Annotated in this window: 15 protein-coding genes; 7 read left to right on the top strand and 8 right to left on the bottom strand. The window is 60.7% G+C overall.

All coding sequences use genetic code 11. The features are described 5' to 3' along the window. Nucleotides 1-59: 59 nt before the first annotated feature. Nucleotides 60-1,247, top strand: coding sequence for a 1-deoxy-D-xylulose-5-phosphate reductoisomerase (dxr, locus tag ABK249_RS07360; protein ID WP_265105720.1), 1,188 nt, complete (start codon nucleotides 60-62; stop codon nucleotides 1,245-1,247). A 33-nt stretch (nucleotides 1,248-1,280) separates the two neighbouring features. Here the strand turns inward: dxr and hemA are convergent, their stop codons facing one another. The 4 genes from hemA to ABK249_RS07340 all read right to left on the bottom strand — a co-directional run bounded on the left by hemA (nucleotide 1,281) and on the right by ABK249_RS07340 (nucleotide 6,481). After that, complete coding sequence (hemA, locus tag ABK249_RS07355) at nucleotides 1,281-2,495, bottom strand: 5-aminolevulinate synthase (RefSeq protein WP_348862518.1); 1,215 nt, start codon at nucleotides 2,493-2,495, stop codon at nucleotides 1,281-1,283. Between the two features lie 220 nt (nucleotides 2,496-2,715). After that, complete coding sequence (locus tag ABK249_RS07350) at nucleotides 2,716-3,513, bottom strand: FAD binding domain-containing protein (protein WP_348862516.1); 798 nt, start codon at nucleotides 3,511-3,513, stop codon at nucleotides 2,716-2,718. Nucleotides 3,514-3,526: 13 nt separating this feature from the next. Continuing rightward, on the bottom strand, nucleotides 3,527-5,872 hold the full coding sequence (locus ABK249_RS07345; protein ID WP_227704320.1) for a xanthine dehydrogenase family protein molybdopterin-binding subunit: 2,346 nt from the start codon (nucleotides 5,870-5,872) through the stop codon (nucleotides 3,527-3,529). A 120-nt stretch (nucleotides 5,873-5,992) separates the two neighbouring features. Then, nucleotides 5,993-6,481 (bottom strand): (2Fe-2S)-binding protein, encoded by a 489-nt coding sequence (locus ABK249_RS07340; protein ID WP_227704321.1) that lies wholly within the window; start codon nucleotides 6,479-6,481, stop codon nucleotides 5,993-5,995. A 277-nt stretch (nucleotides 6,482-6,758) separates the two neighbouring features. Between ABK249_RS07340 and ABK249_RS07335 the strand changes: the two genes are divergently transcribed. The 6 genes from ABK249_RS07335 to ABK249_RS07310 all read left to right on the top strand — a co-directional run bounded on the left by ABK249_RS07335 (nucleotide 6,759) and on the right by ABK249_RS07310 (nucleotide 17,126). Continuing rightward, a complete protein-coding gene (locus ABK249_RS07335; RefSeq protein WP_037156862.1) occupies nucleotides 6,759-7,025 on the top strand; it encodes a glycine zipper domain-containing protein in 267 nt (88 codons plus the stop codon). A gap of 174 nt (nucleotides 7,026-7,199) precedes the next feature. Beyond that, entirely contained in the window at nucleotides 7,200-9,125 is a 1,926-nt protein-coding gene (locus ABK249_RS07330) for an autotransporter assembly complex protein TamA (protein WP_348862515.1), read from the top strand. A 29-nt stretch (nucleotides 9,126-9,154) separates the two neighbouring features. Next, nucleotides 9,155-13,657, top strand: coding sequence for a translocation/assembly module TamB domain-containing protein (locus tag ABK249_RS07325; protein WP_348862513.1), 4,503 nt, complete (start codon nucleotides 9,155-9,157; stop codon nucleotides 13,655-13,657). 39 nt (nucleotides 13,658-13,696) lie between these two features. Then, nucleotides 13,697-14,626 (top strand): arginase, encoded by a 930-nt coding sequence (gene rocF / locus ABK249_RS07320; RefSeq protein WP_227704324.1) that lies wholly within the window; start codon nucleotides 13,697-13,699, stop codon nucleotides 14,624-14,626. Nucleotides 14,627-14,859: 233 nt separating this feature from the next. Continuing rightward, entirely contained in the window at nucleotides 14,860-16,647 is a 1,788-nt protein-coding gene (locus ABK249_RS07315) for a methyl-accepting chemotaxis protein (RefSeq protein WP_348862512.1), read from the top strand. Then, on the top strand, nucleotides 16,647-17,126 hold the full coding sequence (locus tag ABK249_RS07310; RefSeq protein WP_037156852.1) for a chemotaxis protein CheW: 480 nt from the start codon (nucleotides 16,647-16,649) through the stop codon (nucleotides 17,124-17,126). Before ABK249_RS07315 ends, ABK249_RS07310 begins: the two co-directional genes overlap by 1 nt. A gap of 68 nt (nucleotides 17,127-17,194) precedes the next feature. Here ABK249_RS07310 and ABK249_RS07305 read toward each other — a convergent pair whose 3' ends face one another. From ABK249_RS07305 to fdhF, 4 genes are all read right to left on the bottom strand, one after another. Then, nucleotides 17,195-18,244 carry an aldo/keto reductase gene (locus ABK249_RS07305; protein WP_227704326.1) on the bottom strand — a complete coding sequence of 350 codons (1,050 nt, stop codon included), beginning with the start codon at nucleotides 18,242-18,244 and terminating at the stop codon, nucleotides 17,195-17,197. Between the two features lie 259 nt (nucleotides 18,245-18,503). Beyond that, nucleotides 18,504-18,848 carry a formate dehydrogenase subunit delta gene (locus ABK249_RS07300; protein ID WP_227704327.1) on the bottom strand — a complete coding sequence of 115 codons (345 nt, stop codon included), beginning with the start codon at nucleotides 18,846-18,848 and terminating at the stop codon, nucleotides 18,504-18,506. Then, nucleotides 18,838-19,665, bottom strand: coding sequence for a formate dehydrogenase accessory sulfurtransferase FdhD (fdhD, locus tag ABK249_RS07295; protein ID WP_227704328.1), 828 nt, complete (start codon nucleotides 19,663-19,665; stop codon nucleotides 18,838-18,840). Before fdhD ends, ABK249_RS07300 begins: the two co-directional genes overlap by 11 nt. A 4-nt stretch (nucleotides 19,666-19,669) precedes the next feature. After that, nucleotides 19,670-22,549 carry a formate dehydrogenase subunit alpha gene (gene fdhF, locus ABK249_RS07290; RefSeq protein WP_348862511.1) on the bottom strand — a complete coding sequence of 960 codons (2,880 nt, stop codon included), beginning with the start codon at nucleotides 22,547-22,549 and terminating at the stop codon, nucleotides 19,670-19,672. Nucleotides 22,550-22,551: the final 2 nt, after the last annotated feature.

Genomic DNA, 22,551 nt, shown 5'->3' with positions numbered 1-22,551 from the left:
CTTGTGAGCTGCGACTTTCGCTTGTAGACCTGCGGCAGCTTTATGAAACGGAAGATATCATGGCCGGTACCGGCAAACGCCGCATCAGCATTCTTGGCTCCACAGGCTCGATCGGCGTCAACACGCTCGATGTCGTGGATCAGCTCGGCGGTCGTGAGGCTTTTGACGTCGTTGCGATCACCGGCAATGCCAATATCGCCCTCCTGGCCGAACAGGCTAAGGCCTGCGGCGCGAGACTGGCCGTCACTGCCGATGACGCTCAATATTCTGCCCTGAAGGACGCGCTTGCGGGCAGCGACATTGAAGTGGCCGCCGGGCGCGACGCACTGATCGAAGCGGGCGCGCGGGATTCCGACTGGGTCATGGCGGCAATCGTGGGCACTGCGGGGCTCGCACCGACGCTGGCCGCCGCACAACGAGGCGCCGACATCGCCCTTGCCAACAAGGAGTGCCTGGTCTCTGCCGGTGAGCTTTTTATCAACGCGGTTGCCGAAGGCGGCGGGCGGTTGATTCCGGTCGACAGCGAGCACAGCGCAATCTTTCAGTCGCTGGAAGACGACCAGCATCATGCCGTGGAACGCATCGTTCTGACTGCATCAGGCGGCCCCTTCCGCACCTGGACACGCGAGGCGATGGCGGGCGTTACGGTAGAGACCGCCCGTGCCCATCCCAACTGGTCGATGGGATTGAAGATCTCGATCGGCAGTGCCTCCATGTTCAACAAGGCGCTGGAGATGATCGAGGCGAAACACCTCTTCGATCTGAAGCCGGACCAGATCGAGGTGATCGTCCATCCGCAATCGGTCATCCATTCCATGGTCGGGTACACGGACGGCTCGGTGCTTGCCCAGCTCGGCTGCCCGGACATGCGCACCGCGATCGGTTATGCGCTCACTTATCCGAACCGGCCAAAGCTCAATGTCGAACGGCTGGATTTCGCGAAACTCGCACGTCTCGATTTCGAAGCCCCGGACGAAGTGCGCTTCCCGGCACTGCGGCTTGCGCGAACGGCGCTTGAACGCGGCGGCATACAGGGCGCAGCCATGAACGCTGCAGAAGAGACCTCCTTCCACGCCTTCTGTGCCGGCCGCATCGGCTTCCTGAATATGGCCGACATTACCGAACAGGTGATGGACAGCATGGCAGATTACGGCGCAGCCACGACCATGGACGAGGTTTTCGCGGCGGATGCAGAAGCCCGCAGGCGGGCCGGTGAAATCATCGCGAAAAATGAAATGGCCGCATAAGCGGCCATTTGGCTTATCCGATTTTCAGACCGGTCACGCGACGTGCCTTGCCAGCGCACAACGCGACCAGAGCTGGTGCAGCGAGCCGACCAGATGCTCGATATCGGCATCCGAATGCAGCGGAGTCGGAGTGATGCGCAAGCGTTCGGTCTTCTTTGCCACGGTCGGGTAGTTGATCGGCTGGACATAGATGTCGCAGGTATCGAGCAGGATATCCGAAATCCATTTGCACTTTGCAGCATCGCCAACCATGACCGGCACGATATGGCTGGGATTGTGCATGTGCGGAATGCCGCGCTGGTCGAGCATGGTGCGCAACTTGCGAACGCGATCCTGATGACGGACGCGCTCGAAGGGGCTTGCCTTCAGATGCCGGATCGAAGCAAGCGCACCGGCAGCCAATGTCGGCGGCAGTGCCGTCGTAAAGATGAAGCCGGAGGCGAAAGAGCGAATGAAATCGCAAAGTGCTGTGGAGGCAGCGATATAGCCACCCATCACACCGAACGCCTTGCCAAGCGTCCCCTCGATGACCGTCAGCCGATCCATCAGGCCTTCGCGCTCGGCAATGCCGCCGCCACGCGGGCCATACATGCCGACCGCATGCACTTCATCGAGATAGGTCATCGCTCCGTATTTGTCGGCCAGATCGCAGATTTCCTTGATCGGGGCAATATCACCGTCCATCGAGTAGACGGATTCGAAGGCGATCAGTTTCGGCGCGCTCGGATCGGCGGCCGCGAGCTTCGCCTCCAAGTCATCGAGATCGTTGTGCTTCCAGATCACCCGTTCGCATTTGGCGTAGCGGATGCCCTCGATCATCGACGCATGGTTTAGCGCATCGGAGAAAATGATCAGCCCTGGGATCTTCTGGCCGAGCGTTCCAAGCGTTGCCCAGTTGGACATATAGCCCGAGTTGAAGATCAGGCCCGCTTCCTTGCCATGCAGATCGGCAAGCTCGCGCTCGAGGAGAACGTGGAAGTGCGTCGTTCCAGAAATATTCCGGGTGCCTCCCGCACCCGCGCCACAGTGATCGATGGCTTCCTTCATCGCCTCGATCACGGCGGGATTCTGGCCCATGCCGAGATAGTCGTTGGAACACCAGACGGTTACTTCCTTCGGACCGTCGGGAGTGTGGCGTGTGGCGCGCGGGAAATTGCCACGATGCCGTTCGAGATCGGCGAACACCCGATAACGACCCTCCGTGTGAAGCCCGTCCAGTTCGCTCTTGAAAAATGCCTCGAAATCCATGTCACACTCCAGAACCTGCTTTGGTTTTGGTTTCAGTCGCGCTTTTCGTCAACCCCGCGATGCGTGATAAAACCCACCTGCGGCAAAAGGCCCGTATTTTTGAATTATTCCAATAAAAGACTTAGCCAGTATCGGCAATGTCATAATTGATCCACGTCAATGAGGAAGGAAAGAGCAGCGCCTGCGCTCCTTCCTTTCCGGTTCGGATCGCGACTGGTTATCAACCCGCAGCAACGACGGCTCGTTTCGCCATGACCTTCACGAGGTTGGCGCGATACTCCGCATTGGCATGCAGGTCCGAGAGAAGATTGGACGAATCCACCGCGATGTTCGACAGAGCATCGGCTGACCAGTCGGAAGCAAGCGCCTGTTCGAAGCCCGAATGGCGAAAGACACCGTTCGAGCCGGCGCCGGTCACGGCGACACGCACGCCACTGGACGTCTTTGCCACGAAGACGCCGGCCATCGCGAAGCGCGAGGCCGGATTGTTGAACTTCGCATAACCTGCCTTTTCCGGCGCATCGAAGGAGACGGCGGTCACAATCTCGTCATCCTCAAGGGCGGTCTCGAATAGGTCCGTGAAGAACTCATCCGCCGCGATCGAACGTCGGTCGGTAATCACCGTCGCAGCAAGGCCAAGTAAGCCAGCCGGATAATCCGCCGCCGGATCGTTATTGGCAATCGAGCCCCCGATCGTGCCCATATGGCGCACATGCGGGTCTCCGATATGGCTTGCGAGCTCGCAGATCGCAGGGCAAATGGAACGAAGTTCACGGGAACCGGCGACATCGGCATGCGGCGTGGCGGCGCCGATCGTCACCTTGCGGCCGTCGATCGAAATCCCGCGCAGAGCCGCGATATGCCGGAGATCGATGAGATCGGTCGGCGCGGCGAGCCGCTGCTTCATGGTCGAGATCAGCGTCATGCCGCCGGAGAGATATTTACCCTCCTCATGCGCGGCGCGGAGTTTGACGGCATCTTCCACGGAGGAAGCCCGGTGATAGCTGGTTGCATACATTGTCCATTCCTCCTCAATGAGCCGCGTGCATCGCCTGCCAGACCTTCATCGGGGTCGCTGGCATGGTAAGCCCGTTATTGCCGATCGCATCGGTGATGGCGTTGATCAGCGCCGGCGGCGAGCCGATCGCACCTGCCTCACCACATCCTTTGATACCGAGCGGATTATTTGGGCAAGGCGTGTTCTGGTGCGACAGCTTGAAGGACGGCAGGTCGTCGGCGCGCGGCATGGCGTAATCCATGAAGCTCGCCGTCAGGAGCTGACCGTTCGAATCATAGTGCACAGCCTCGAGCAGCGCCTGGCCGATGCCTTGGGCCAAACCGCCATGCACCTGGCCCTCTACAATCAGCGGATTGATGATATTGCCGAAGTCATCGGCGGCGACGAACTGGATGATGTCCGTCTCGCCGGTTTCCGGATCGATCTCGACCTCCGCGATATAGCAGCCGGCCGGGAAGGTGAAGTTGGCCGGATCGTAGAAAGCCGTTTCTTTAAGCCCGGGCTCCATACCGGCCGGCAGGTTATGGGCCGTATAGGCGGCGAGCGCCACCTGGAACCAGGGCAAGGCTTTATCCGTACCGGCGATCTTCAACTCGCCGTTTTCGATCACGACATCCTGCTCGTCCGCCTCCATCAGATGCGCCGCGATCTTCTTTGCCTTGGCCTCGACCTTGTCGAGTGCCTTGACGATCGCCGACATGCCGACTGCGCCGGAGCGGGAACCATAGGTGCCCATGCCCATCTGCACCTTGTCGGTATCGCCATGAACGATGTTGATGCTGTCGATCGGCACGCCGAGTCGGCCGGCGACGAGCTGAGCAAACGTGGTTTCGTGACCTTGGCCGTGGCTATGGGAGCCGGTCAGAACCTCAATCGTTCCGACCGCATTCACCCGTACTTCCGCCGATTCCCAAAGACCGACACCTGCGCCGAGCGAACCGACCGCCTGCGACGGTGCAATACCACAAGCTTCGATATAACAGCTCATACCGATGCCGCGCTTCTTGCCACTGGCTTCCGACTGTGCCTTGCGGGCAGCAAAGCCGTTCCAGTCGGCCGCCTGCATCGCAGCTTCGAGCGAAGCTTCGTAATCGCCGGTGTCGTAATTCATGATCACCGGCGTCTGATAGGGGAAGGAACGGATAAAATTCTTCCGCCTCAGTTCAGCCGGCGAGACGCCGAGCTCGCGCGCCGCCGTCTCGATTGTGCGCTCAAGCAAGTAGGTGGCTTCAGGGCGCCCGGCGCCGCGATAGGCATCGACCGGCACGGTATTGGTATAGACGGTGCGGACATTGGCATGAATCGCCGGGATCGCATATTGGCCGGAAAGCAACGTCGCATAGAGATAGGTCGGCACGGCCGAGGAGAAGAGCGACATATAGGCGCCGAGATTGGCAATCGTGTCGACCTTCAGCGCCGTGATGCGGTTGTCCGCATCGAAGGCCATCTTCACCTTGGAAATATGGTCACGGCCGTGGGCGTCGGTAAGGAAGGCTTCTGTGCGGTCGGAAGTCCATTTCACCGGCACTCCGGTCTTTTTCGAAGCCCACAGGCAGACAATCTCTTCTGGATAGATGTAGATCTTCGAGCCGAAACCGCCGCCCACATCCGGCGCGATGACGCGCAGCTTGTTTTCCGGCGCGACATTGTAGAACGCACTCATGACAAGGCGAGCCACGTGCGGGTTCTGGCTCGTCGTATAGCAGGTGTAGTGGTCTTCGGCCGCATCATAGATGCCGAGCGTGGCGCGCGGCTCCATCGGGTTCGGCGAAAGCCGGTTGTTGACGATCTCGATCTCGGTGACATGCGCGGCCGACGCGATCGCCCGGTCGGTCGCATCCGGATCGCCGAGCTGCCAGTCGAAGATCAGGTTGTTTGATGCTTCCGGGTGGAGCTGCGGCGCTCCAGCCTCCAGCGCTGCGGTCGCCTCGGTGACGGCCGGAAGCAGCTCATAGTCGATGACGACGGCTTCCGCCGCATCGCGGGCCTCACCGATGGAATCCGCCACGACGATCGCAACCGCATCGCCCACATAGCGCACGGTTTCAGCGGCGAGCGGCCGCCATGCGCCCATTTTCATCGGTGAGCCATCCTTCGAATGGATCATCCAGCCGCAGATGAGATTGCCGATGCCATCGGCCTGCAGCTGCTTGCCGTCCAGCACATCGATGACGCCCGGCATGGACTTCGCGGCACTCGCATCGAAGCTCTTGATCCTGGCATGCGCGTGCGGACTGCGAATGAAGTAGGCGGATTTCATGCCGGGGACGATCATGTCGTCCGTATAGCGCCCCTTGCCGGTCAGGAAACGCTTGTCTTCCTTGCGGGTTACGCGTGCACCGATTCCTTCAACACCCATTTTCATCTCCTCCAGAAATGAGCGAATAGCCAATAGGAAGTAGCGAATAGAGGGAGTTCGAGTAGCGACGGGCCAAACCAGCGGCCAATTCGCTATTCGCTACTCCCTATTCGCTTGCCTTCACTCCGCCGCTTGACGGCCCGATGCCATTTCGGCATCGGCGGCGAGGATGGCCTTGACGATATTGTGGTAACCGGTACAGCGACAGATATTGCCTTCCAGCCCTGCGCGGACCTTCTCTTCTGTCAGCGAACCGCCTTCACGCTTGATCATGTCGACCGCCGTCATCACCATTCCGGGCGTGCAGAAGCCGCATTGAAGTCCGTGGTGCTCCTTGAAGGCCGCCTGCACCGGATGCAGTTCGCCCTGGCCGGCCAGCCCCTCAATCGTTGTGATCGTTGAACCGGAAGCCTGTACCGCGAGGATGGAACAGCTTTTGACCGAATGGCCGTCCATATGGATGACACAAGCGCCGCACTGGGTCGTGTCGCATCCCACATGCGTTCCGGTCAAACCAAGTTTTTCGCGGATGAAGTGCACGAGCAGGGTGCGATCCTCGCATTCGCCGCTCATCGTGCGGCCGTTCACGGTCAGCGTCACTTTCGTCATCATTTTCCTCCTCGCATCTCTCCCGGATACGGGCATCATCATTTGCTTTTTTACGGAGAGGATCAACTGCTACTTTCTATGGAAACGTCAATTATTTGGTCGGCCTCGGAACCCGTCTTGACGCTTCCACGAGCGATTCGAGGACAAATTCCTCAAAGAAATGAAGGCGGCATATGGACTCTTCTACATCGCACCCTATTGTTCCCGCGATAGTGCTGGAGCTTGCTGGCGGATGCCGCGGAAGGGCCGGCCATAATAAGACATAAGGAGAAATGTCATGAAGAAAGCCATCGTGCTTCTGATGCTTGGCGCATCGCTCGCGAGTTGCACCGCAACTGAACAAGGCGCTGGCATCGGCGCTGCATCGGGTGCCGTGATCGGTGGCCTCGCGACAGGCAACGTCCGCGGTGCGGCTGTCGGCGCCGCGATCGGCGGCGTATCGGGTGCATTGATCGGCTCCGTCGCCGAACAGCCCGGTCAGTGCTACTATCGCGACCGCTATGGCCGTCGCTATGTCGACGATTGCCCGCGCGGTTACCGATAAACGCTCGGATTGCCGGCGGAATGTGTGGCCCCGGAGCACGCTTCGGGGCTTTTTCTTTCATGAAATCATCGCGAAGGACAGACAAGGGGTACCCCGCCCCTTCTTTTGCCGTTAGATAGGTTTTGTTGGGGGCTATGAGGACTCAAAGCCGAGGCGTCGACAGTTAATTTGCGTATGCGAAACAAAAGTACGGGGCGGGAAAAGGACCGGAAGCTGAGGGGAGCAGGCATCGTCGCAATGCTCGTCGCCGCCTTTCTGTTTGCTCCGCCGCTCGCAAACGATGCCTACGCCTTCAAGATATTCGGCATAACGCTCTTCGGGGATGAAGAGGAGACGGTCGAGGTCATCGATCCTGTCCGGTACGACGTGACACTCGAGACGGGAGATGCGGACAAGGATCTCAAGGAGCGCCTCGAAAATGCGGCGTCGCTCGTCACCGACGAGAAGCAGCCCGTCTCCGGCGATCTTGGTGTCATCATCAAGGCACGGGAAGACCGCGACCGACTGATCGCCGTTCTTTATGAAGAAGCGCGTTACGGCGGCACCGTACATATTTCCGTCGACGGCACCGACATAGACAGCTTGCCACCCAATCCGACCTTCAATCACGCGGCGCCGGTTCCGGTGACGGTTCGCATCGCCCCCGGTCCGGTCTTCAAGCTTGGCTCAGTGCGTTTTGAAGGAGATGCCGTCGGACGCGATCCCGCAAAATACGACCTGGTTCCCGGCGGAAAAGCCGGATCTCGCCTCATCCTCAAAGCCGGCGAGCAGCTTCTCGTCGATCTGAAGGATGAGGGCCGGCCGCTTGCAAAGCTTACCGAGCGACAGGTAACCGCCGATCACAGGACGAATACCATCGATGTCGTGCTTGGTGCTGTCGGTGGTCCCATGGCGCCTTTCGGTGCGGTGGCCGTCAAGGGCTCGCGCACCGTCGATGCCGCCTTCATCAGCCGTTATTCGCGGCTCGACAGAGGCGGGCGCTATTCGCCGGAGCAACTGAAGAAGGCGAATGACCGCCTGCGCGAGCTCGGTGTCTTTTCGAGCGTGACGATCCGCGAGGCGGATAGACTCGCTCCGAATGGTTCGCTGCCGCTGACGATCGAGGTTTCAGAAGGCAAACATCGTTATTTCGGCTTCGGCGCCGAATACTCCTCGATCGACGGAATCGGCCTTGAAGGCTATTGGGGTCATCGCAATCTGTTCGGCGAGGCCGAATCGCTGCGTATCGAGGGCAAGGTGTCCGGCATCGGAGCCACGACCGATCTCGGCACCTACGACTACTCCGCCGGCATCATATTCACCAAACCCGGTGCCTTCGTGCCCGAGGCGACTTTCGAATCCCGTCTCGAAGCCAAGAGCGAGACGCCGGATGCCTACGAGGCGCAATCGATCACCTATTCGGCCAGCATTGCTTATGAATTGAACGAAAGAGACAAGCTCACCGGCGGCGGCGAAGTGGCCTGGATCAATACCGATGACGCATTCGGCAAGAACCAGTACCTCACGGTCAGTCTGCCGGTCGGTTTCGAACGAGACGCCCGCGATAACAAGCTCGACCCTACAGAAGGTTATCACGCCACGCTTGCGGCAAAGCCCAGCTATGAGCTTCTGGACGGCACGGTCTTCTCCTCATTCGAAGGTTCGATCTCCGGCTATCTCGGCTTCGGGGAAGAAAATGGCATCGTGCTCGCGGGCCGGCTTGCGGCCGGTACATTGGTCGGTGCCGACGATCTTGAAAGCATTCCGGCGACACGCAGATTCTTCGCCGGAGGCGGTGGATCGGTGCGCGGTTATGCCTATCGGGAAATTTCGCCCTATAACAGTGCCGACGAGCCGACGGGCGGGCGATCCTATACGCTGGGCTCTTTCGAAGTACGGGTAAAAGTGTCAGAGAGTATCAGCATTGTACCTTTTATCGATGTCGGTACCGTGTCGACCGGAATCATGCCTGATTTTTCTGATATACGCGCGGGAGCGGGGATTGGCGTACGATATGCCACGCCTTTTGGGCCGCTCCGACTTGACGTCGCAATTCCGTTGCAGCGTTACGATGGCGGCAGCCAATACGGGATCTATGCTGGTATAGGACAGGCATTCTGAAAGGCAGATGGAAAGGTAGCATATCGGGCATGACGCTGATGGTTCGCCTGCTGAAATGGGTTGTGAAAGCCGTGCTTGGCGCGGCCGCGATCCTGTTCGTCATGGCGCTTGGTGTTCTCCTTTTCGTGGCGCTCACTCCCGTTGGCGGACGGGTGGCGGCAGACCGAATCTCCGCAATTGTTTCCACCCCGGACCGAACCATCACCTTTTCGCGGCCGGAGGGCCTTTTGACCGGCGATCTGCGGATCGACACGCTTACCCTTTCCGACAAGGCAGGGCCTTACGCCCAGATCGGCGGCATCAAGGTTGACTGGTCACCAACGGCGTTGGCCGGAGGTGTTTTCCGTGCCGAACGTATTTCCGCCGAGACCGTGAATTTCATCCGTCCGCCGCGGCCCTCGAACACTCCGGAAGCACCTCAAACGACTTCGAGTTCTTCAGGATCCCCTCTCCCGATCGGCATCCGCGTCGCACAGATCGACCTGCCGGACATCAATCTCTCTCAGGCGCTTTCCGGACGGGATTTCTCCCTCTCGGTCAAGGGCTCGATAGATGCGACCGGACCCGACATCTCGCTCGATTTGCAGGCAACCCGGAAGGATGAGCCGGATGCAAAGGCATCCGCCGATGTGGTCTACGCCCCCTCCGAGAATCGTCTGACACTGAAAGCCGCTGTCTCCGAGCCGCAAGGTGGTCTGCTTGCCCGCCTCCTGCGCCTGCCGGGCGCGCCTGCGGTGGAACTGGCGCTCGACGGCGAAGGTCCGCTTTCCGATTGGGCCGGCAAATTGCAGGGCAGCGTCGGCGGCACCCCGGTCATCGCCGTCGACGGCAAGCACATGCTCATCGAGGACGGCAGGCACCGCGTCGAGGTGACTGGCGGCGGCCAGCTCGCAACCCTGTTGCCGCCCGCGTTCCGGCCTCTGTTCGACGGCACGACCGATATCAATGTCGCCGCAATCTATGCCGACTCCGGCCGCGTCGACATCGAACGCGGCAACCTCACCTCGGGCGCCGTGAAGATTTCCGCACAGGGGGTCTGGGATCCAACGGGCGACAACAGCCTCACTGCGGGTCTCGCCGGCACCAACGGTCCGGTAGCCTTCGTCTGGCCGATCAGCGGTCAGGAGAGCCGGTTTTCTTTCGAGAGCATCAATTTCACCCTGACGGGTGCCGCATCCTCGGCCCGCTTCAACGCAACGGCTGCCTTGAGCGCCGCCGAACTGCCGCAAGGTCGCTTCGGGCAAATCCGTCTGCAGGCGGAAAGCGAGGATCTCAATCTCATCGATCGCGCAGGCAGTATCCGCAGCCGGTTCACCGTTGCTCGCACGGACTTTACAAACGATAGCCTCGATCGAATCATCGGCGGGCCTGTGACGCTGGATGCGCCGCTCAGGCTCGCGCCGCCGGCGATCGGCCTCGACGCGGCGACCTTTGACAGCGCCAATGTCAATGGCACACTTTCTGGCGCCTATGACATGTCGAAGCAGGCTGTCACTGGTAATTTCCGTGTCTTCGCAAACCCTGCCGTGCTGCCGGCCGCGCTGGTCTCGAAGTTCGAGGGCAAACTTTCGGCCGAAGGTTATGTCAACGCGGCGACCGACGGCCGTGGCCGTGTAAGCCTCGAAAACTTCGTGATGCGCTCCAATGCAGTTGAGGCGAATGGTAACGTTGTTCTCGAAAACCAGACCGTGACCGGCCACCTTGCCGGCCGCATGCCGGACTTGAAGCGCTGGCTGCCCGAAGGCGAGGGCGCTGCGGGGTTCGACATCGCTGTCAACGGCCCGCTCGCCGCAATGGGCGTGAAGGCCGTTCTCAATTCCGCGGACGCACGTCTCGTCGGCCGCAAGCTCCAGAACATGAGCGTTGTCTTCGACGGTACCGCCGACCCGAACGCACCCAGGGGCAAGTTGACGGCCACGGGCTCGTTGGACGGCCAGCCGATCCGCGCCAACGCCGATATAATCTCGACACAGGGCCGTACGAGCGCACCGTCAATCAGCGCCGAGGTCGGCCCCAACAAACTCAATGGTGCGTTGAGCTTCTCACCCGATTTCCTGCCGGAAGGCCAGTTGAACTTCGATTTTCCGGATGTCTCGATGCTTGCCGCACTCGCCGCCCAACAGGCCCAGGGCGATCTCCGCGGCTCCGTGACTTTCAGCAATCCGGATGGCCGGGCCGGCGCCGCAATCCGGGCCTCCGGCAATGCGCTTCGCCGCGGTTCGATCGAGATCGTCCAGCCGAACATCGATCTTGCCATTCCGGACATAAAGGCGATTGCGGCCGAGGGCACCGTGCGCGCCGCCCGCATCGGCGCCGGATCCGTTGGCGTCAGCGACATCAACCTTGACGTCAGCCATAGCGGCAGCAGGACAGGCTTCAACCTCACCGCCCAATACGACAATGCGCCGCTCAATGCCGTTGGTGATGTCCAGACCGATGGCGAGATCTCGGTGGGCATAGAGAATTTCACCGCCTCGCCACGCAACATCCCGGTTCGGCTTGCCGCCCCCACCCGTATTGCCATCGCCAATGGTGGTGCGCGGCTTGCCGGACTAACGCTCGCGACCGGCAGCGGCAGCGTCACCGTTAACGGCACTGCGGGCTCATCCCTCGACCTGACGGCCAATATCAACGCACTGCCTGCGAACCTGCTCAATGCCTTCGTTCCCGCGATCAACGCTGCCGGCACGATCTCCGGCACCGTGAACGCCACGGGGTCCACGTCCGCTCCTGCCATCCGCTATGATCTTGAATGGAATGATGCACAGCTTCGCCAGACGCGCGATGCTGGCATCAGTCCGTTTCGCCTCGAAGCAAGCGGAAGCTTTGCCAATGGGACGATCGCACTAGACACCACCCGCCTGACGGGGTCCGACGGCCTCGACCTGTCCGCCGCCGGCCGCGTTCTCCTTCAGAACGGTGTTCCGGCTCTCGACATCAACGCCCGTGCCAATGCGGTGCCCGCAAGCCTGATCAACGCCTTCGCGCCGAACCTGGGCGCCCGCGGCACAATTTCCGGGACAGTCACCGCAACCGGGACGCCGGAAGCGCCTGCCGTCCGTTACGATCTTCGCTGGGCCGATGCCGGCGTCAGCCAGACCGCATCTGCGGGGCTGGCACCACTGAACGTCACGGCAAACGGGACTTTCCAGAATGCTGCAGTCACCGTAGATACCAGACTTTCGGGTGGCGGTGGCATCTCGCTTGCGGGCCGCGGTTCGGTTTCACTGGCTGGCGAAAAGCCTCTCAACCTCAAATTCAACGGGCAATTGCCCTTCTCCATCCTCGCCGGCCAGCTTGCCGCTCAAGGCTTCGTGCTGGAAGGTACCGGCAATATCGATCTGGCAATCGGCGGCACGGCTTCGGCGCCGGCGATCACTGGCACGGCCTCCTCATCCGGCGCACGGCTTGTCGACGTGCGGCGCAACCTTGCCGTTACTGATCTTGCCGCCAATATCTCCTTCAACGGTAACAACGCCAATATTTCCCAGCTCTCCGGCAAGCTCTCAGGCGGCGGCAGCATCTCGATCCAGGGCTCGGTCGGCATTACGCCCGGCTCCGGCTTTCCGGCCGATCTGAGGATCACGCTGGCGCGGGCAACCTATGCGGACGGGACCCTCTTTGCCGCAACGGCCGACGGCGCCTTGACCCTGACCGGCCCGCTGACGTCAGGCCCCGTCCTTGGTGGCCGGGTAACGCTGACCAAGGCAGCGATCACCGTGCCTGCTCGGCTCCCGACCTCGCTTGCGGAAATAGACATCCATCACCGCAATGCCCCACCCGATGTGCTGCGACAGATGGAGGAACTCCGTCCCAGGGAGGCAACCGGCAGTTCGAGGCCGATCGCCCTCAATCTGCAGATCAGCGCTCCCAACGGCATCTTCGTCCGCGGTCGCGGTATCGATGCGGAACTCGGCGGTGACCTGACCATAACCGGCACAGCAGTAGATCCCATCGTCTCCGGCGGTTTCGAAATGCGCCGTGGACGCATCGTCATCCTCGCCAAGCGGCTCGATTTCACGGAAGGTGAAATCACCTTCGGCGGCGGGCTGATCCCGGTCCTGAACATGGAAGCCAGCACGACCTCGGCCCAGACGACAATCATCGTGAAGGTCAGCGGCGTGGCGAACGATCCGACCATCACCTTCTCTTCTTCGCCCGCCCTGCCGCAGGATGAGGTCCTGGCGCGGCTGATCTTCGGCCAGTCCATGTCCCGGCTTTCGCCGCTGCAGATCGCCCAGCTCGCCGATGCCGTTACCCAGCTCGCCGGTGGTGGTTCCACCTCCCTTCTCGAAACCCTGCGCAGCAATCTCGGCGTCGACGACCTCGATATCAACACCGACGAGACGGGCCAGACGACCGTCTCCGTCGGCCGCTACATCAACAATCGTACCTATGTGCAGGTCGAGCAGGGCGGCTCCGGCGGCGCCGAGGCCACGATCAATCTCGATATCGGCCGAGGCGTGAAACTCAAGGCCGGCGCCGGGACAGAAGGCGGCAAGGCCGGCATCTTTTACGAGCGAGAATACTGATTTCGAGCCTCATTTATCCTGCCTTTCCCGGAGAAGAGAATGAACTCCAAGGACATCACATTGATCGGCGTTCCCCTGGAAGAAGGGTCCGGCCGCGGCGGGTGCGCCATGGGCCCGGCAGCCTTCCGTCTGGCTGGCATTGTCAAGTCGCTGGAAGGCCTGGGGTTCCGCGTCAGCGATAGCGGAGACCTGCGCCCGGAACCTGCAACCGATCTCGAAGAGCGGCAGGATGCCAAGAATCTGCCGATCGTCGGCGCTTTCGCGCGGGCTCTGGAAAACCGGACCTATGAAAAGGCTAAAGCCGGTACGATACCCGTGATCATGGGCGGGGATCATAGCCTTTCCATGGGCAGCGTGCCGGGCATGGCCCGTTACGCTGCCGGGATCGGCCGGCCACTCTTCGTGCTCTGGATCGATGCTCATGCGGATTTCAACTCGCCGGAAACCTCGCCGTCAGGCAATATTCACGGAATGCCGGTGGCCTTCTTCACAGGACAGGCGGAATTCGCACCGATCCTCGACCGCGACCGCCCCATGGTCGACCCGCGGAATGTTTTCCAGATCGGCATCCGCTCCGTCGATGAAATCGAGCGGAAGATGATCGCCGAGCACGGCGTCAACGTCTTCGACATGCGCGCCATCGATGAGAACGGCATCGCAGCGATCATGCTTCAGGTGATCGATAGGGTAAACGCCGCCAACGGTCTTTTGCATGTCAGCCTCGACGTGGATTTCCTCGATCCGGATATCGCGCCGGGAGTAGGCACCACCGTACCGGGAGGCGCAACCTTCCGCGAAGCGCATCTGATCATGGAAATGTTGCATGATACCGGACTTGTCTGTTCGCTCGATCTCGTCGAGTTGAACCCGTTCCTTGACGATCGCGGCAAGAGCGCGCGGATCATGGTGGAACTGACGGCAAGCCTCTTCGGCCGGCGGGTCCTGGATCGCCCGACCCGTTCGGCTTGATCATCAGCGGCAAACACAAAAAATGCACGCCTTTCATGTAGAAAATTGATATAATAAAGTTTATGTACGTATTTTCCCCAAGGACATAAAGCAAATCATTGACCTGACGTTAATTTTTATGGGCTACTTCTTGTGAGACTCAAGTACCCCATGCAGCGCGGTGCTTATTTCGCAAAGAAGCGACTGGCGACTTGAGACGAAGCTCAACTCACAAGCTGGAGCAGACCAAGTCCATGTCCATCCTTTCTCTTCCAGGCGCCGACGCAAAAGCAATACTTGCAGCGCTCGGTAAATCGCAGGCGATCATCGAGTTTGATCTGTCCGGAAACGTCCTCACGGCCAACGAAAATTTCTGCAAGGCACTCGGCTATACGCTCTCCGAGATTGTCGGCAAGCATCACAGCATGTTCTGCGACCCGGCTTATACGAGGTCACAGGACTACAAGGACTTCTGGGCGCGCCTGGGTAGCGGCAAATGTGATGCCACTACCTACAAGCGGATCGGGAAAGGGGGCCGCGAAATATGGATTCAGGCGTCCTACAATCCGGTCATGTCCGGCGGTAAGCCCTACAAGGTCATCAAGTTTGCGACTGACATCACTGCCGCAAAGCTGAAGGCCGCCGAAGACGAAGGGAAGATCAATGCGATCTCGCGGATCCAGGCTGTCATCGAATTTACACCGACCGGCGAGATCCTGACCGCCAACGATAATTTCCTGTCCTGCCTCGGCTACCAGCTCGCCGAGATTGCCGGCAAGCATCACAGCATGTTCTGCGAGCCGGCATTCCGTGACAGCCCCGATTATCGTCAATTCTGGAAGAAGCTGGCGGGCGGCGAAGCCATCGCCCAGGAATTCAAGCGCATCGGCAAAGGCGGCAAGGTGGTCTGGATCCAGGCCTCCTACAACCCGATCTTCGATGCCGATGGCCGGGTCTTCAAGGTTGTCAAGTTTGCGACCGACATTACCGAGCGGGTGCGCGCTGTCGATGATCTTGCCGTCGGCCTTACCGCGCTGTCCCATGGTGACCTCACGGCTCAGATCGAGAAGCCTTTCATCCCGACGCTGGAAAAGATCCGTATCGATTTCAACGAGGCGGTCGCCAAGCTGGCAGAGGCTATGCGTACGGTCGGCGAGAATGCAGAAGGCATCGCCGGCGGCTCCAGCGAAATCCGCCAGGCCTCCGACAGCCTGGCAAAGCGGACGGAACAGCAGGCAGCGGCAGTCGAAGAAACTGCGGCGGCGCTGGAAGAGATCAGCCGAACGGTTACCGACAGCGCCAAGCGCGCCGAAGAAGCAGGCGGCCTTGTCTCTCGCACGAAGAGCGGCGCCGAACATTCAGGCGCCGTTGTTCGCAATGCCGTCGGCGCGATGGATCAGATAGAGAACTCTTCCAAAGAAATCTCGAACATCATCGGCGTCATCGACGATATCGCGTTCCAGACCAATCTCCTGGCACTCAACGCAGGCGTCGAAGCAGCACGGGCGGGCGAAGCCGGAAAGGGCTTCGCGGTTGTTGCCCAGGAAGTCCGGGAACTCGCACAACGGTCCGCTACCGCAGCCAAGGAAATCAAGACCCTGATCTCCACCTCCTCGGAACATGTCAAGCGTGGCGTTGCCCTGGTTGGAGAGACTGGCAAAGCCCTGGAACAGATTATCGCCCAGGTGGAGGACATCAACGGCAATGTCGTCGCGATCGTGGAAGCATCCCGTGAACAATCCACGGGGATCCGCGAGATCAGCAACGCCGTGAATTCGATGGACCAGAACACACAGCAGAATGCGGCCATGGTCGAGGAAACGACGGCAGCCAGCCACAGCTTGGCCCGCGAAGCCGAAACCCTGCGCAATCTCCTGGCACAATTTAGATTTGGGCAACACTCTTCGCATAGAATTGCTCAAGCGCGACCTGATGCACGCCCTGTCGCATCGCCGGCACGCAATCTCATGGCAACGGTCGCGCGCGCCGCATCAGGGGGAGCCGCTGCCGCCCAGGCAACGGATAGTTGGGAAGAATTCTGATGGCTACGACAATCAACTCCACAAGCTACAGCGGCGAAACGCTGGAGATCATAGCTTTTCGTCTGCACGAACAGGAGTTCTGCGTGAAGACGACGACAATCCGCGAAATCCGCGGCTGGGCCCCTTCGACCCCGATCCCGCATGCGCCACCGGACGTGATCGGTGTCATGAACCTGCGCGGTTCCGTCATCCCGATCATCGACCTCGCCTACAAGCTCGGCATGAAGAGCACGGTCGCCAACGAGCGCAGCGCCATCGTTGTCGCCGAGGTGCATAACATGGTGATCGGCATGCTCGTCGACCGCGTCTCCGATATCCTCACCATTCCCTCGAGCCAGGTTCAGCCGGTTCCGGAGATTTCCGCCTCTTTCGACAAATCCTTCTCGGAAGGCATCATCGCAAACGAGAACGGGATGATCTGCTTCCTGAATCTCGCCAAGATGTTCAAGGGCACCGAGGCGGAAGACCTGGCCGCCTAAGCGGACCACGGATAAGCTTGCAAAGCCGCCCGCGCGACATCGCCGGCGGCTTTTGCTTTATTTGATGATCATTCCTTTGGTTCGAACGGGGCAGGCCTGCGTCCAGCCCCCTGACGATCGAGCATCCAGCGAGGATATTCCGGCGGCAGTGCGCTCACTTCGTCCAGCCTCGCCATATCATCGGCATCGAGCCTCAAGGTCACCGCCTTGAGATTTTCTTCGAGCTGCTCCAACCGTTTGGCTCCGATGATGACGCTGGTCACGAACGGCTTGGCCAGGATGTAGCCCAGCGCCACTTCCGCGACACTCGCGCCATGTTTGGCGGCTACTTCGCGCATGACAGCAACGCAGGCCCAGGCGCGATCCTTATCGACCGGCGGAAAATCGAAGCTCGCGCGGCGGCCTTCGCCGTTGCTTGACGCACCGGGACCGTACTTTCCGGAAAGCAGACCGCCGGCGAGCGGCGACCAGACCATCAGACCAAGCTTCTCTTCCTGCATCAACGGAACGATCTCGCGCTCCAGATCACGACCGGCGATCGAGTAATAGGCCTGCACCGTCTCGAAACGGGCAAAGCCCTTGCGTTCGGAAATGCCGAGCGCCTTGGCGATGCGCCAGGCCGCCCAGTTGGAAAGGCCGACATAACGCACGAGGCCGCGTGACACGAGATCGTCCAGCGCCCGCAACGTCTCATCGATCGGCGTCACCGTATCCGTGCCATGAACTTGATAGAGATCGATATGATCCGTCTGCAGCCGTTCGAGGCTTTGCTCTACGGAATCCATGATATGGCCGCGCGAAGAACCCCGATCGTTCGGCTTGTCGCCCATCTGGCCATGAACCTTGGTGGCGATGATTACGTCCTTGCGCGCTACGCCGAGATTTTTGAGAGACTGGCCGAGAATACGCTCGGAATTGCCGAGCGAATAAACGTTTGCCGTATCGATGAAGTTGACGCCGGCAGCCAGCGATCGCTCGACGATCCTGTCGGCGGCGTCCTGTCCGACGCCGGCGATCTGGCTCCATTGCGAGGCGGCGCCCGCCTCTCCGAACGTCATGGTGCCGAGGCAAATTTCTGAAACGAAAAGACCCGTATTACCGAGCTGATTGTAGCGCATGGAAAACTCCCGTGTGCACTGAAGGCTGAAGATCGAGATAATCTGTACGGAGCCGGGCGGCGCGCGGAACGCGCGGGATGAGCTTGGGGAAAGCGGCGTCAGGCTCCACGATCAATCTAGATCGCATTCCCGCTTCGTCAATCGGAGCCGCCTCCGTTTTTTTTAGAACTTTTATGTGAGCGAAGATTCGTCCGCCGCCCTGGGATGACGCGGCTCGGCAATCGTTGTTTCGCGATCCGGAAGACAGAAATTCGCGCTATCAGGCCCTGACTTCCGGGATGCTCGGTTCGGAAAGCGATTCTCCCGATGCCGGTCCCTTGCCACCGGGCGCCCCCTCCTCCGCGTCCTCTCCGATGCCGACGCCCGATCCGGCCTTGGCGTCCGGTCGGCGGATCAGCACCGAAGCCTTGATGACAAGCGGCAGAAGCCCCTCGCCGCCGTTGTCGAGATGCTCGAAAAGGTGCCAGCGCATGCGCGGCTCCCAGAACTTGTTGATATGTGTGGCGACCCCTTCGGCACGTACGTTTTCCGGCTGCGACATGAAGAAGGTGGCGATCTGGTTCGCCATCCGGATCAGTTTTTCCAGCCCCTGATCATGCGACATCGGCGACAACTCCAGTGGTAATGCGATCGGTACGCGTAAAGACTTCGAAATCCTCGCCGCGCGTCAGCGCGATGAGGGTCATACCCGCTTCTTCCGCCGTGCGGATGGCAAGCGCGGTCGGCGCTGAAATGGCGATCAGAAGGGCACTGCCGAGAATCGCCGTCTTCTGGACCATCTCGACCGAAATCCGGCTGGTGACGACGACCACGCCGGACGGGCCTTCGATGCCCTGCCGAACCAATGCGCCGGCCAGCTTATCGAGAGCATTATGGCGGCCGACATCCTCGCGTACTGCGATCAGGCCTTTGCCGGGCACGAAAAAACCGGCGCCGTGAACCGCATGGGTCTCGGCATGCAGCGGTTGCGCATCGTTGAGCGATGCGGCAGCATCAGTGACGTCCTTCAAGGTCAGCGCCAGCAGGACGGCCGAAACATCCGGCACGGGCCGTATCGCCTGATCGATCGACTCGATACCGCAAAGCCCGCAGCCGACCGGCCCGGCCATATGCCGCCGGCGGGTACGAAGGGCATCTTCCTTATCTTCGGCAAGCGTAACCTGCACGTCGAGGCCACGCCCTTCATCGACGACGCTGATCTCCTCTATCTCGTCCGCCGAGGTGATGATACCCTCCGTCAGGCTGAAGCCCGCGGCAAAATCTTCGAGATCGGCGGGCGTGCCCATCATGACCGCATGGGTGGAACCGCCATAGGAAAAGGCGATCGGCACCTCCTCGGGCACCACCCGCGAACCGGCGCGAATGACGCCATTACGACGAGCGATTTCCGGGACTGTGGCGGTGGTCTTGAGCAGATTCATGCGGTTACTCCGCAGCCTCCAATTTCCCCGCGATCCGCCGCGACCGGCGAGACAGTTCTTCATAGTCGCTCTGCCATTCGGTCGGACCGTTGGAGGGCGAAACCTGCACCGCCGTCACCTTGTATTCCGGGCAATTGGTCGCCCAGTCGGAGAAGTCGGTGGTAATCACGTTTGCCTGCGTGTTCGGGTGATGGAAAGTCGTATAGACCACGCCCGGCGCCATGCGGTCCGTGATCAGTGCCCTGAGCGCCGTATCACCGGAGCGGCTGGCAAGCTTCACCCAATCGCCGTCCTTGATGCCGCGCTGCTCGGCGTCATGCGGATGGATCTCCAGCCGGTCCTCCGTATGCCACGCGACGTTGTCGGTGCGTCGCGTCTGGGCGCCGACATTGTACTGGCTGAGGATGCGGCCGGTGGTGAGTAGCAGCGGAAAGCGCCGGCCTGTGCGTTCATCGGTCGCGACATATTCCGTGCGGATGAACTTGCCTTTGCCGCGCACGAAACCGTCGACATGCATGATCGGCGAGCCGGCCGGATGGGCTTCGTTGCATGGCCATTGAACCGAACCCATCTTGTCGAGATGGTCGTAGGAAACCAGGGCGAAACTCGGCGTGGTCGTGGCGATCTCGTCCATGATTTCGGATGGATGGGTATAGCTCCAGTTGAGCCCCATCGCCTGCGCAAGCTTCTGGGTCACTTCCCAGTCGGCGTAACCGTTCTTCGGGCTCATCACCTTGCGGACTCGGTTGATGCGGCGCTCGGCATTGGTGAACGTCCCGTCCTTTTCGAGGAAGGTCGACCCCGGCAGGAAGACATGCGCGTAGTTGGCCGTCTCATTCAAAAAGAGGTCGTGGACCACCACGCATTCCATCGCGGCAAGCCCTGCCGAAACGTGTTTGGTGTCCGGATCGGACTGCAGGATGTCCTCGCCCTGGATGTAGATACCCTTGAACGTACCCTCGACGGCCGCATCCAGCATGTTGGGAATACGCAGGCCCGGCTCGTTGTTGAGCGTCACCCCCCACATCTTCTCGAAGATGTCGCGGGTCGCGTCGTCGGAAATATGGCGATAACCCGGCAGTTCATGCGGGAAGGAGCCCATGTCGCAGGAACCCTGCACGTTGTTCTGGCCGCGTAGCGGGTTCACGCCGACCCCCGGACGGCCGATATTTCCGGTCGCCATCGCAAGATTGGCGATCGCCATGACCGTCGTCGAGCCCTGGCTATGTTCGGTGACGCCCAGGCCGTAATAGATCGCGCCGTTGCCGCCGGTGGCATAGAGCCGGGCCGCGCCGCGGACGAGGTCGGCCGGCACGCCGGTGAATTTTTCCGTCGCCTCCGGGCTGTGCTGCTCTTCGGACACAAAGGCTGCCCAGTCCTCGAATTCCGACCAGTCGCAGCGCTCGCGGATGAACTTTTCGTCGAACAGGCCTTCGGTGACGATGACATGCGCCAGCGCGGTCAGCACGGCGACATTGGTGCCCGGCTGCAACGGCAGGTGATAGGCGGCTTCCACATGCGGCGTGCGGACAAGATCGATACGGCGCGGATCGATGACGATCAGCTTGGCACCTTGGCGCAACCTCTTCTTCAGCCGCGAGCCGAAAACCGGATGACCATCAGTCGGATTGGCGCCGATGACGATCACCACGTCCGTGTGTTCGACGGAGTCGAAATCCTGCGTGCCGGCCGAGGTCCCGAAAGCCTGGCCGAGGCCGTAACCGGTCGGCGAGTGGCAGACGCGCGCGCAGGTATCAACATTGTTGTTGCCGAAGCCGGCGCGGATCAGCTTCTGCACAAGGAAGGTCTCTTCGTTGGTGCAGCGCGACGAGGTGATGCCGCCGACCGAGTCGCGGCCATACTGATACTGCAAGCGCCTGAATTCCGACGCCACGTGCGCAAAAGCCTCTTCCCAGGTCACTTCGCGCCACGGATCGGAGATCTTCTCGCGGATCATCGGGTTGAGGATGCGGTCCTTGTGGGTCGCATAGCCATAGGCGAAACGGCCCTTGACGCAGGAATGGCCGCGGTTCGCCTGGCCATCCTTGTAGGGCACCATGCGGACGAGTTCTTCGCCACGCATCTCCGCCTTGAAGGAGCAGCCGACGCCGCAATAGGCGCAGGTCGTGACGGCCGAATGTTCCGGCTGGCCGATGGCAATCACAGACTTCTCCGTGAGTGTCGCGGTCGGGCAGGCCTGTACGCAGGCACCGCAGGAAACGCATTCCGAATCCAGGAAATGCTCGTGCATGCCGGGCGAGACGCGGCTCTCGAAACCGCGACCTTCGATCGTCAGCGCGAACGTACCCTGCACTTCCTCGCAGGCGCGCACGCACCGCGAACAGACGATGCACTTCGACGGGTCATACGTGAAGTAAGGGTTCGATTCGTCTTTCGGCATCCACTTGGCGTTGATCTCGCCATTGTTGCGAGCCTTGACGTGATTGTCGCCTTCGTAGCCGTAACGGACGTCGCGGAGTCCCACCGCGCCGGCCATGTCCTGCAATTCGCAGTCGCCGTTGGCGGCGCAGGTGAGACAGTCGAGCGGGTGGTCGGAGATATAGAGTTCCATCACGCCGCGGCGGATGTCCTTCAGCCGGTTTGTCTGGGTGTGGACGACCATGCCAGGCATGACCGGCGTAGTGCAGGAGGACGGCGTTCCGGCGCGGCCTTCGATCTCCACGAGACAGAGGCGGCAGGAGCCGAAAGCGTCGATCATGTCGGTGGCGCAAAGCTTCGGCACCTGGATGCCGGCTTCCATCGAGGCGCGCATGATCGAGGTGCCTTCCGGCACGGTGATCTGCCGCCCGTCGATCGTAAGCGTCACCTGGGTTTCGGATCCGGACGCCGGCGTGCCGTAGTCGATTTCGTGAACGAGGGACATGA

The sequence above is a fragment of the Neorhizobium phenanthreniclasticum genome, from assembly GCF_040066075.1.
In the GTDB taxonomy this organism is placed as follows: domain Bacteria; phylum Pseudomonadota; class Alphaproteobacteria; order Rhizobiales; family Rhizobiaceae; genus Neorhizobium; species Neorhizobium petrolearium.
This window is presented reverse-complemented; position numbering and strand designations above follow the sequence as displayed.